The 12,104-nt window shown below is 41.0% G+C and carries 11 protein-coding genes and 1 pseudogene; 9 read left to right on the top strand and 3 right to left on the bottom strand.

All coding sequences use genetic code 11. The annotated features are described in order from the left end of the window. The first annotated feature begins 106 nt into the window (after positions 1-106). The 5 genes from EAI83_RS15025 to EAI83_RS15005 all read left to right on the top strand — a co-directional run bounded on the left by EAI83_RS15025 (position 107) and on the right by EAI83_RS15005 (position 3,094). Positions 107-589, top strand: coding sequence for a DUF4177 domain-containing protein (locus EAI83_RS15025; protein ID WP_117457446.1), 483 nt, complete (start codon positions 107-109; stop codon positions 587-589). 186 nt (positions 590-775) lie between these two features. Further along, on the top strand, positions 776-1,543 hold the full coding sequence (locus tag EAI83_RS15020) for a hypothetical protein (RefSeq protein WP_025579367.1): 768 nt from the start codon (positions 776-778) through the stop codon (positions 1,541-1,543). Positions 1,544-1,725: 182 nt separating this feature from the next. Next, on the top strand, positions 1,726-2,055 hold the full coding sequence (locus EAI83_RS15015) for a DUF1648 domain-containing protein (protein WP_025579368.1): 330 nt from the start codon (positions 1,726-1,728) through the stop codon (positions 2,053-2,055). Positions 2,056-2,105: 50 nt separating this feature from the next. Beyond that, on the top strand, positions 2,106-2,522 hold the full coding sequence (locus EAI83_RS15010) for a DUF3788 domain-containing protein (protein ID WP_025579370.1): 417 nt from the start codon (positions 2,106-2,108) through the stop codon (positions 2,520-2,522). Positions 2,523-2,572: 50 nt separating this feature from the next. Beyond that, a complete protein-coding gene (locus tag EAI83_RS15005) occupies positions 2,573-3,094 on the top strand; it encodes a ClbS/DfsB family four-helix bundle protein (protein WP_433845585.1) in 522 nt (173 codons plus the stop codon). Between the two features lie 318 nt (positions 3,095-3,412). On the opposite strand, the gene EAI83_RS15000 is transcribed toward EAI83_RS15005, so the two are convergent. Together EAI83_RS15000 and EAI83_RS14995 are read right to left on the bottom strand one after the other, a co-directional pair. Next, positions 3,413-3,946 carry a hypothetical protein gene (locus EAI83_RS15000; RefSeq protein ID WP_015526878.1) on the bottom strand — a complete coding sequence of 178 codons (534 nt, stop codon included), beginning with the start codon at positions 3,944-3,946 and terminating at the stop codon, positions 3,413-3,415. Beyond that, complete coding sequence (locus EAI83_RS14995) at positions 3,946-5,163, bottom strand: MarR family transcriptional regulator (protein ID WP_022380559.1); 1,218 nt, start codon at positions 5,161-5,163, stop codon at positions 3,946-3,948. The genes EAI83_RS15000 and EAI83_RS14995 overlap by 1 nt, the downstream gene beginning before the upstream one ends. Before the next feature lie 502 nt (positions 5,164-5,665). Here EAI83_RS14995 and EAI83_RS14985 point away from each other — a divergent pair. Beyond that, positions 5,666-5,875, top strand: a pseudogene (locus EAI83_RS14985) (bifunctional 4-hydroxy-2-oxoglutarate aldolase/2-dehydro-3-deoxy-phosphogluconate aldolase); the annotation flags it as partial. Positions 5,876-5,945: 70 nt separating this feature from the next. On the opposite strand, the gene EAI83_RS14980 reads toward EAI83_RS14985, so the two are convergent. Continuing rightward, positions 5,946-6,284, bottom strand: a complete 339-nt coding sequence (locus EAI83_RS14980) for a hypothetical protein (protein WP_021977038.1) — start codon at positions 6,282-6,284, stop codon at positions 5,946-5,948. A gap of 321 nt (positions 6,285-6,605) precedes the next feature. On the opposite strand from EAI83_RS14980, the gene EAI83_RS14975 reads away from it, so the two are divergent. The 3 genes from EAI83_RS14975 (at position 6,606) to EAI83_RS14965 (ending at position 12,043) form a co-directional block, all read left to right on the top strand. Further along, a complete protein-coding gene (locus EAI83_RS14975; protein ID WP_092069514.1) occupies positions 6,606-7,319 on the top strand; it encodes an ABC transporter ATP-binding protein in 714 nt (237 codons plus the stop codon). 8 nt (positions 7,320-7,327) lie between these two features. Beyond that, positions 7,328-11,185, top strand: coding sequence for an FtsX-like permease family protein (locus EAI83_RS14970; RefSeq protein ID WP_243113526.1), 3,858 nt, complete (start codon positions 7,328-7,330; stop codon positions 11,183-11,185). Positions 11,186-11,383: 198 nt separating this feature from the next. Then, positions 11,384-12,043, top strand: coding sequence for a LacI family DNA-binding transcriptional regulator (locus EAI83_RS14965; RefSeq protein ID WP_129975968.1), 660 nt, complete (start codon positions 11,384-11,386; stop codon positions 12,041-12,043). The last annotated feature ends 61 nt before the right edge of the window (positions 12,044-12,104 follow it).

The raw sequence follows: 12,104 nt of genomic DNA, 5'->3' as shown, positions 1-12,104 counted from the left end.
TAGTATTTGAAAATGCAAAACTTATAGAGGACGGTACACATCAAGAATTGCTGAATTTACATGGGAAGTATTTTGAATTATTTAACATGCAAGCACAGTTCTATCAATAATATCATGGGAGGAGGAAGGACGTATTTATAAATTTGTAGAAATCAAAAATACATTAATTTTGTCCCGAAAAGTCCAGTCAGGTTTCCTTTATGATCAAGTAAAAGAAACTATAGAAAGTGAGGCAAATCATGGCTGGCGTTTAACTCAAGTTATAATACCCAATAAAGGAAAGCATAGCATATCTGGTAAAAAGCGTCTTAGATTAGGCGCCTTTTTTCCATGGTGTTATCAATTAATTTTTGAAAAAGATGAAAAGGAAAATGTGCTGTATGAATATAAATTTTACAGAGTACCTTTAGAAACTAAAGCACAGGGTTCTAATGTGGATTGTAAAGACGATTTCTATATGGTGAAAGATTTTCTTCTTTCTATGACGGACAACGATTGGAAGTTTAAGCAAATTGTTATCCCATTTGATGAAAAGAAAGGAATCTATTGTACTCTTGGATATGAAGTGATTTTTGAAAGGAAAAAATAATATTGCCTCAATCACATTCGGAGAATTTTACCGCAGTGTAGTACAATATATTTGGTAACTTATGGATAAAAGTATGAGGGTATAGATATACAGTATTTTGAGGTGTAGAAATTATAATTAGTGGATAGCTCATTTGAGAAATGAAAATATTGGCTATATCAAATAGATTTTACAAAGGAGAAATACATGGAGAGAGTTTTAATAATATCTTATATTATCAGTATGATACTTATGGTAGGCTTTATTTATTGTGTTTATAGGGAGAAATATTGGGTTTTTGAATTTGTAAATAAAATCAAGAAGCCGATACAACAACTTGTTTATGTTTTGCTTATGCTCATATCATCGTATGCATATATTTGCTTTTCGTTACTCATAGAGGCTAACTTTAATGCTGTGATATGTGCAGTGCTATTACTTCTTTTGATTTGGGCTATGGACTATCTGTTTTCTTTATGTTTTAAAAAAAGTGATTTGGGGATAAGTGAAAAAAAACGCTATATTTTTATGGCGTATGTGGGTGCCTGCATATCGGGATTTATTATTGCAAGTCGTGATGCTTCGAAATTGGCTTTAGAAATTCCAAATATAACAATTAGCGTTTTGATCGGAGCTTATGTACCTTTTACATTATTATTAGAGGATGGGAAAAAAGGGAAAGTAGAATTGCAAAGTATGAAAGAAGAATGGGAGGAAAAGTATAAGAAGACATTTCGTGAACGTAAGGCCAAAGACATTCTTTCTGTTCTACTATTTGCGATGGTATATGGCGTTTTACTGGGAGTGGCGTTATCTCCTGCTCAAAATATCATCAATGATATTGCTTCAGGGATAGGAATGGGGATGGCTACAGTGGTTGTTGCCTTTGTAGGTTTAGTTGAAGTGAAAAACAGGTTAACGAAAAGGAAGAATAAAAGAGAAGACGCAGATCAAGAGAAATCCGGTACAGAGTAGACGGGGGCAAGACAGCAAGAAATATTTAGCTGGAATTATTTCAGATGTATCTCGCAAGATTGGATGTTGATGCGATATAAATGCTATGATATACTGAAGTCCATATTATTAGATTTGTGGAGAAATAGGGATATCCAGGAGAAAAACTATAAAATTAAATTTTGCAGAAAGAAGGCATTTTTATGAAACTTGTAGGAAGCAGAAAATTAACATGGGGAATTTGCAGTATTGGTGTTTTATTAGCAATAGTAAGTGTGTTTTTCTTACCTCAGATTATTCCTGTTCATTTTGCAAATGGAATAGCAGATGATTTTGGAAATAAGGTAGAGATTTTTTTATTTCCTATTTTGCTACTCATAATTACACTTTTGACTGGGAAAGAAAACATTAAATATTTCCTGACACATTCAAAAACATTTTTGACAGATATACAGTATAATTTGATGATAGATGGTGTTCTCGGAATTATTTTGATTGCAGAAATTTATGTTATTTATGCTTCATTTGTGTAAGTGTTTCAACAAAAAATTCCAGTTTCTATAAAGAGCAAAGGAGAATGGTCATGATTGATATGCAGAATCAAGAGGAAATTCCGATCTTAGAGGATTTTGAGGCATATATTAGAAATCCGGTATTTATGCAATTTTGCTCCGAGATTAAAAAGAAGTACAGGTGCAATGAGAAAATAGAATTTAGCCGTTGTAGTTGGGAACGTGGTTGGAATGTAAAATTTAAAAAGTCTGGAAAAAGCCTGTGTACCGTATATCCCAGGGAAGGATATTTTACGGTACTGGTTGTGGTTGGAGAAAAAGAAAAAGAAGCAGTTGAAGCTATTTTATGGGAATGTACTTCAGAATTAAGAGAACTTTACGAAAAAGCAAGATGGGGAAATGGACAAAAATGGCTTATGATTGATTTAGAAGATCAAGGAGAAATGTTTGCGGATGTACTTCAGCTTATTGAAATTCGTAGGAGATAATTAATTTTGGAGTGTGGAACAAGGAGTAAAGACGGAAGACTGCGAGGTAAATGATGAAGGCGTATGAAAATAAAGAGGAACTAAAGGCAGAAATCAAGAGGGCTTACGACAAATATATTGCAGAGTTTGAGGATATCCCAGAATCCTTGAAGGACAAACGATGTATGGAGGTGGATCGAACACCTGCAGAAAATCTTGCATATCAGGTTGGGTGGACCACATTAGTATTGAAATGGGAAAATGATGAACAGGCTGGACTTCCAGTGAAAACACCATCGGATGGTTTTAAGTGGAATCAATTGGGGGAATTGTATCAGTGGTTTACCAATACCTATGCCAATTTATCTCTAAAAGAACTAATGGGCATGCTGGATGATAATATACAGAAAATTTTTACAATGATTGATTCTATGACGGAAGAGGAGCTATTTTTACCACATAAAAGAAAGTGGGCAGATGAAGCTACCAAAACAGCAGTATGGGAAGTTTATAAGTTTATTCATGTAAATACAGTAGCCCCCTTTGGAACATTTCGGACAAAGATTAGGAAGTGGAAGAAGCTTTTACTTTGACACACAGATAGAGTTTTAGAAAATATCGTGCTTTTTTGTGCAAAAGAAAATAAATATATAATGCTATTTGGAGTGCATATTCGGTTTCAGGATATGCACTTTTTTTTAATAAAATAAAAAGCGACAAACATTATTCAGATTCAAAGGGTATGAAATTGTGATAAATCTATACGGTATGCTTTGATGGTTTTTGAATTTAATTTTTTTATTGTTTCACATGTTTTGAGATATTCGGATATAAAATTTGATAATTGATCCATAATAGGCACCCTCCTTTGTTTTTTTCAATTATGAGTGCCTATATGGAAAATGTCGATTTTATTTTGGGAAAAACTTATTTAAAGTTTCCAGTGTCCCCTTTGCAGAAAATCCCCATAGTATGCTGCTAAGAGCGTTAATAGCAGCCTGCCTCCTTCGGTAGTACGTCCGGTAGGAGATACTGGGAACGTGCTTTTCCAACTCTTCCAGGATTTCCTCTGTGTTTTTCAGTTCATGGGGAGACAGAAAGGCGTAATATAATATCCAGTAATATTCTTCCCCATGTTTATGATTTTTCCGGAGCAGATCCACAGAAGAGAGAAGCAGCTTTATCATTTTGTTACTGCGGGCAATGCTTTTTGCCCATTCTTCAATCTGGCTGTCTCCCAGATCTGCTCCTGCAGCATAGATGGAATCTAGAAATTCGTCTACACTGGTGTTGTATTCCAGTTGGAATTGAATTTCCACCTGCCGGACAGCAACCATCAGGCTATAAGTAGAATCCCGGTAACAACGGAGCAGTTTATAGGTATCATGGTACAGCGGATTATTTTCTACTTCAGCAGAAACAGGGTGGTGATTTTTCTTTGCCATTATACAACCCCTCCTTTCAACAGAACTTCTGGGATTTCAGCGAAGGCAGGTAAGGTATGCTGCAGAGGCGGAGTATGCCCTGGGACGTTGGTGACGGCGGGATTTTCCGGTTTTAGTTTTAACTCAAACTGATAGGCGGCTTTCCCCCAGGGGCAGATAATACGTAGTGAATATAGATATATACTATCCTTGCAGGCTGATAAAGGAGATAATATATACTTTGTTTTGGGGCATCTACAACAAGAAATGCCTTGTATTTCCAGTATTTCAGCGACTTTGCGAACAATGGCTTTGATGTGTGATTCTGGAACGCAGGAGCCTTCCTGTGAAACGATGATTTGTTCGTCAGTAATAGATTCTGAAACGCATTCAGAATTGTTTTTAACAGGCAAGGTGTCTTCGGGTATATGTATTGGCAGTTGCATTTTCATGGCAACTTCCTCCTTATCAATCATGACATCACTGATATTAAACATAACGGACAGATAATTACGTAGATATACCATGCTGCCATGTTTCCCGGAATAGGAAATCAGTGTGATCATGTCGGTATCTTCAAGTTTTTTAAGCAGACGGGACACAGAAGATTTCGACTGTTTCCAACGTCTGGCAAGTTCCTGATAACTGAACAAGGGATTTCCAGTCTGATTGCGAAAATATACTACCGGACCGGCATCAGAGCCTTGCACAGATGGATCATTATAGACTGCATGAATCCAAAGATCCAAAAGAGCATCCATTTCCGAACATTTTCCTAGTCCGATTAGTTTATGAACATCTGCGATTGGAAAAAAGAAAAACCCGATGTCTTTTTTGCATGGGTAATTATAGGAAAGGGCAGTATTATCTTTTGGCCAGTCTTTGATCTTGTATTGGATAATCTTATTTTTTTCGTGTAGTGAGTAGGTTAGAAGGTTTTGCTCTACCAGGGTATCCAGTATGGATATGACCTGGTGCTGGAATTTTTGGCGGAAGTGAATCTGTAGTTCTTTAAGAGAACAGATCCATTCTCCAGGAACAACTTTGTAAGTAAGGTGTTCGATGTTCCGATAAGAGGAACTGTAATTTGCATAAGAACATAAAATGAGAAAATAAAAAAGACAGGAACCTCCGTTGGTACGGATGCTTCTGTCTTTCATAAGGGTTTGTATAAATTCCCGGTAAATCCGGCAGCGTGGAAAATCCACAATTTGTTTTAATTCTAATTGATAATTCACGATAAACCTCCATATAATATTGTAGTTGTAGTAAAATAATTGTAGACGAAAGATACTAAAATGTTTATAATATGCCCATAGGGGTGCTAAGTGGCATAGATTTGGCACAGTAAAATACCTGATATGGCATGAAAGCAACATGAAAATTAGGGTGGATATAAGGTGGACAGTTTGGAAAACCTTAGAGTTTTAGAGGGTTCCGAGGTTTTTTTCCGGGGTCTGCAACACCTCTATCCCCGGTTCAAATCCGGGTGGCACCTCTTAGAAAGCCCTGGAAAGATGAATTTCCAGGGCTTATTTTTACTATAAAAATGTACTTGCTGAAGACCGTGAAGACAGACTTCTGGAAGATCGGACAGCATCCTTTCCTGATGCTGTCCGACAGATCAGGAAAGGATGCTGTCCGACAGATCAGGAATTTTTTTCCGTAAGCAGGATTCGTTCACGATTATAAACCAGATGAAGGTACATGGCATCCTGAGCACGCAAAGCGTCATGCTCTGCAATGGCAGCTCCTTATACAGGAATCTGTTTTATGCCTACCGGCGGGATCAATGCGAAAAACCTTGAGGACTATCTTTCCTGTGACAAAATCCTCTGCTGCGGCGGAAGCTGGATGGTAAAAGGAGATCTTGTGAAGGCAGGAGAATTTGACAAAATAAGAGAACTGACAGCAGAAGCAAAAAAGCTTGCGGATTCCATAAGAAAGTAATCAAACTTAATACACATATTCAATAAAAAAAGCAGAACCCTGCACAACCAGGCAGAGTTCTGCTTTTTTGTCAATTATTGTGAAAATAGATCAATGAAGTAGGATCGGCAGAAGCTTTTTCCGCTTCAGCTGCCAGATCAGCTACAGGATCCGCAGAAGGTTTCCGAAGATCCATTCGGTAAAGATAAAAGATCCCACCGAAGAAACCGGGAATCAGTCCGGCGTATCCACCGGCACATAAGATCACAGTCAGCTTCACCATCAGTTCTGTCTGAAGTTCCAGACAAACAAGTAATCCTGCAAGAATTCCGGCTGCACTCCATCCAGCTGTCAAAAGTGCAAGAAAAACAGCTGGCGCAGGGGCCTTTTTTAAATTTTGATCTAAGTGATTCCACAGTACTTTATACATAATCCATTCCTCCTGTTTTGCTGGAATTATACTTCTGCTGTTGTCAGCAACAGTCAGCTATAATATTGATTTCCTTTATTTGTCTGTATTATAGAAAAGAAATGTAAAATACAAATGCGCAGGAATGAAAAATCTTTGTAAAATATAAGTAGAAATTGCATTTTGAATTAAGAACCGATATACTTATAAATATAGTTATTGATAATATTCGATCACAGCCGAAAACATTTTTCTACAGCTGTGATACGTGAGTGAGAGAATTAAAAGGGGGCAGATAAAAGCCCCCTGAAATCATATAGAGAGTAAAGAGGAGGGGTGGAAATGGAGCATACGGAAGAATATGTGAAGCTGGAGAATGTATCCAAAATCTATGGCTCAAAAGAAGTGAAGATCATAGCTGTGGATGAGATCAGCTTCCGGATAAAAAAAGGAGAATTTGTGGTTGTGGTAGGACCAAGCGGTGCCGGAAAGACAACGGTGCTGAATATCCTGGGCGGAATGGATAAGGCCACATCCGGCAATGTCTGGATCGATGGAAAAAATATTGCAAAATATACAGACCGGCAGCTGACCGGATACCGGCGGGAGGATATTGGATTTGTATTCCAGTTTTATAATCTGGTGCCAAATCTGACTGCATTGGAGAATGTGGAGCTTGCGCTTCAGATCTGTAAGGATCCTCTGGATGCCAGGACAGTTCTGGAGGAAGTAGGGCTGAAGGAGAGACTGACCAATTTTCCGGCACAGTTATCCGGCGGTGAGCAGCAGAGAGTTTCCATAGCCAGAGCGCTGGCGAAGAATCCAAAGCTTCTGCTCTGTGATGAACCTACAGGAGCGTTGGATTATCAGACCGGCAAGGCAATCCTGAAGCTCCTTCAGGATACCTGCAGGGAACGGGGCATGACGGTTATTGTCATTACTCACAACTCTGCATTGACACCTATGGCCGACCGTGTGATCAAGATCAAAAACGGCAAGGTTTCCAGGATGACTGAAAATGCACATCCCACACCAGTGGAAGAGATTGAATGGTAGGTGACGGAATGAAAGCATTACACAAAGATTTCTGGATGGAGATCCGGAAAAGTAAAGCACGTTTTATCTCGATCTTTCTGATCGTGGCACTGGGCGTTGCATTTTTTTCCGGAATCCAGGCGTCTTCTCCGGATATGAGATATTCCGGAGATGCTTATTATGAAGCGGCAAAGCTGATGGATCTGAAGATCCAGGGAACCCTGGGACTGACGCAGCGTGATGTAAAAGCGGTATCGGATATTGACGGTGTGGAGCTGGCTGAGGGCGGCTACTCTACGGATGTTATGAGTGGAGAGGACGATGCCAGGAAGGTTCTTCATCTGGAATCTATCAGCAGCAATTTTAATCTACTTACAGCAGATGAAGGAAGGATACCGGAAAAAAGCGGCGAGATTTTTCTGGACAAGCCATTTGCAAAGAATCGGGGGTATAAAATCGGGGATACCATATCTGTCAGTGAGGATGGAGACAGTGAGCTTCTGAAAAAAACAACCTATACAGTTGTGGGAATCGGAAGCAGCCCTCTTTATATTTCATTTAACAGAGGAAATACGACTCTTGGATCCGGTGAGGTCAGCGGCTTCGGATACATTCTTCCAGAGGATTTTGATCAGGAGGCTTTTACCCAGATCTATGTTATGGTTCATGAGTCCGGGGATGTGATCAGCTATACCGATGCCTACGACAAGCTTATCAGGAAAATACAGAAGCGTGTGGAAGGCATCGAAAAAGAACAGTGCAGCCTGCGCTACGAGGAGATCGTCGCAGAAGCCAATGAAAAACTGGATGATGCCAGAAAAGAGCTTGAGGACGGAAAGAAGGAATCAGAGGAAAAACTTGGCGACGCGAAGAAAAAGCTGGATGATGGGCAGAAGAAGTATGAGGATGGAAAAAAAGAGTACGAAGATGGAAAACAGCAGCTCAGTGATGCAAAAAAGGAGCTGACCGATGGAAAACAGCAGCTTGCTGACGGAAGAAAGCAGATTGAAGATGGATGGTCTCAGCTTAACAGCGCAAAACAGCAGGTGGAAGACGGTCTGTCCCAGTTAAATGCTGCCAGATCCCAGCTTGCTGACTCCGAAGCACAGATAAATGAGAAGCAGGCAGAGCTGACTGCCGGATATGAACAGCTGACTGCCGCAAAACAGCAGGTAAGTGACGGTGAGGCCCAGCTCCGGGAAGCGGAGAAAACACTGGAAAGCAAACAGTCTGAGCTTGACAGTGGAAGAGAACAGTTGGAAAAGGGAAAGAATACGATCAAAGAAACAAAGGCTGCTCTCACCGGTCAGAAAGAACAGTGTGAGGCAGGACTTGTACAGGTTTCCGAGGGCGAATCCCAGATCAGTTCCAGTGAAGAAGTCCTTTCCGGGCAGCAGGCACAGCTGGATGAACTGACCAGCCAGAAAGAGGCATTAAGCAGTCAGGTGGCGGAGCTGCAGGCGCAGTATGATGCCGGTGCGGAAGCAGGAAAAACCGAGGAAGAGCTGGCGGAGCTTTCCACGCAGATCCAGACTTTAAATGGTCAGATCAGTGCAATGGAAGAACAGATAAATGCCGGTCAGGCCCAGATCGACGGGGCGCAGGCAGAGCTTACTGCAAAAAAATCAGAGCTGGCCCAGACAAGAGCTGAATTGGAGAGCAGCCTAGGTCAGATCAATGAGGGCTTCAGCCAGATCAAAGAACAGGAAGAGACACTTTCCGGGACAGAGGCACAGCTGAATGAAGGCCAGGAAGAACTGGATAAAGGGAAAAAAGAACTGGAAACAAAGAAAGCAGAGCTTTCCACGGCAAAAGAAGAAATTGCGACAAACCAGGCAACTCTGGATGATGGCCAGAGTCAGCTGGATTCGGCCAGAGCCCAGCTCAGCTCAGGGCGGCAGCAGCTGGAGGAAAAACAGGCCCAGTTAAATGCCGGTCAGGCAGAGATCCAGGCCAACACAGAAAAGCTTACCAGCAGTCAGGCAGAACTGGATGCAAATGAACAGAAGCTCCTGGATGGTGAAAAAGAGATCCGGGAAAATGAACAGAAATTAAAAGACGCCAAAAAAGACCTGGAAGACGCCAAAAAGAAGCTTTCCGATGGAAAGAAAGAATATCAGGACGGCAAAAAAGAAGCCGATGACAAAATTGCGGAAGCCCAGCAGAAGATCGAGGATGCCCAGAAAGAGGTGGATGATATTGAAACACCGGAGTGGATCATCTCAGACCGCAATGACCTTCCGGAATATTCGGATTTTGGTGATAACGCAGAGCGACTGAAAAACATCGGAAAGGTTTTCCCGATGATATTCTTCCTTGTAGCGGCTCTGATCAGTCTTACCACGATGACACGAATGGTGGAGGAACAGCGAACCCAGATCGGAACCATGAAAGCGCTAGGATACGGAAAAGCATCCATTGCATCAAAGTATCTCAGCTACGCATTTCTGGCTACAGTAGGCGGAAGTATCGCAGGAGTACTTTTCGGAGAAAAGGTTCTTCCGTTTATTATTATCCAGGCGTATGGGATCATGTACTGGAATATTGGCGATCACATGCAGCTGGATTATGAGTTACAATATGCACTGATCGCTTCCGGGGCAGCGGTGATCTGTACTATGGGCGCTACACTGTTTTCCTGCGCAAAGACCCTGGCAGAAACACCGGCATCTCTGATGCGTCCGCCTGCACCGAAAGAAGGAAAACGGATCCTTATTGAACGGAGCAGCTTTATCTGGAAGCATCTGAGCTTTTCCTGGAAATCGTCCATGCGAAATCTTTTCCGTTATAAAAAGCGTCTTTTTATGACCATTTTCGGAATTGCAGGAAGCATGGGACTGATGCTTGTAGGATTCGGACTTTATGATTCCATTATGGATATTGCAATTCTCCAATATGACCAGATCCAGCACTATGATGCCATGGTGATCAATGATGAGGATGCCACAGACAGCCAGGAAAAGGATCTTCTGAAATTCCTGGACGGAAACAGCGAGATCGATCACTATACCCGTGTGCAGCTCACCAAGATGACGGCACCAAAAGAAAAGGGAAGTGTCAGTATCTATGTGTATGTTCCGGAAAATACGGAAAATTTTAAAGAGGATGTAACGTTACGTGACAGAAAGTCCCACGAGCAGTATGAGCTTACCGATGATGGAGCGGTGATCTGTGAAAAAACGGCTTCTCTTATCGGTGTGAAAACAGGAGACGAGATTACCCTGGAGAAAGACAACAGAAAATATAAAGTAAAGATCACTGCTGTCACGGAGAACTATATGGGACATTACGTTTACATGACCCCACCCTGCTATGAAAAAACATTCGGAGAGAAACCGGAATATTCAAGTACAGTATATACTATGAAAGAGGATGCAGAGAGTGATCTGGAAACTCTTGGAAATGCAATCCTGAAATATCCGGCAGCTTTAAGTATCAGCTATACAAGCAGCACAGCAGGTCAGGTAGAGCGAATGCTGGGATCCCTCGGAGCGGTGATCTGGGTCCTGATCATTTCTGCCGGAATGCTGGCATTTGTGGTACTGTATAATCTGAACAACATCAATATCACAGAGCGTCAGAGAGAGCTTGCAACATTGAAGGTCCTGGGATTTTATGATGGCGAAGTTTCCCAGTATGTATTCCGGGAAAATATCCTGCTGTCCTTCATAGGAATTCTGGCAGGCGCAGTGTTCGGAATCCTCCTTCACCGGTATGTGATCACAACCGTTGAGGTAGATGCGGTGATGTTCGGAAGAAATATCAAGCCAATAAGCTTTGTTTACAGTGGAATCATTACCTTTGGGTTCTCCATGTTTGTAAATATGGTGATGCATTTTAAGCTGAAAAAGATCAATATGGTAGAGTCACTGAAGAGCGTGGAATAAAATAATGAAATGATAAGACTGCCTGCATACAGGAATTTTACATATTTCCCTGTATGCAGGCAGTTTTGTAATGAATATCCTGAAAGACTGGGATGACCATGATCTGCCTGAAGCTAATTTTGTAAGTATTTCACAATTGAAATGTAAACGTTTTCCTATAAAATGTAACCATAGAATTCTTCCGGAGGAATTTTAAATATGGCAAATATAGATATTAAATTTATCGCGAAAAAAAGCGGGTGTTCGATCGCTACAGTTTCCCGTGTTATCAACCGTTCCAAACCAGTCAGCGAGAAGCTGCAGAAAAGAGTGGTAGATACCATCAGAAAGTACAATTATAATCCCAGCGTTCACGCACAGTATCTGGCTGGTAAGAAGTCAAAACTGTTCGGCTTTATAATGACAAACTACATTAATCAGTATCAGCTTCTGTTGTTTCGGTATCTGAATGAGTTTGCATGTAAGATGGGATATGGCTGTATTATCCGTTATTGCAATTCAGGATTTGAGGAAAAACTGGAAGCATTAAGAGAACTGGAGATCAGAGGAATCGAAGTCTGCTTTAGCCTTTTTCTGCTCTCACGGGAAGAGGAAGCGTATATAAAAGAAAATTTTAGGATTAAAGTCTGTCATATGCAGTCACCGGAAATGCGTTTGAATATCATGGAAAAAAATGAAAGCTCTGTCTATGAGACCATATGCTATCTTGCCCAGCTTGGCCACAGAAGGATAGGGGGCATCTTTTGCATTGACGAAATGGACGACAGCTTCCTTATTGCAAGGAAACGGGGATTTTTAAGAGCTGTAAGGCAGATGCAGCTGGATCAAGAAGAATCCCTGATTGCAAATTATGCTTAAACGGAATGCCAGTTCCGCTACTGCGGAACTGCTATTCCATTTTTAACGGTACGAAGTACCG

The organism is Blautia sp. aa_0143 (genome assembly GCF_004167315.1).
GTDB classification, from domain to species: Bacteria; Bacillota; Clostridia; order Lachnospirales; family Lachnospiraceae; genus Blautia_A; species Blautia_A fusiformis.
The sequence above is the reverse complement of the archived record's forward strand: the minus strand, read 5'-3'. Positions and strand labels throughout refer to the sequence as shown.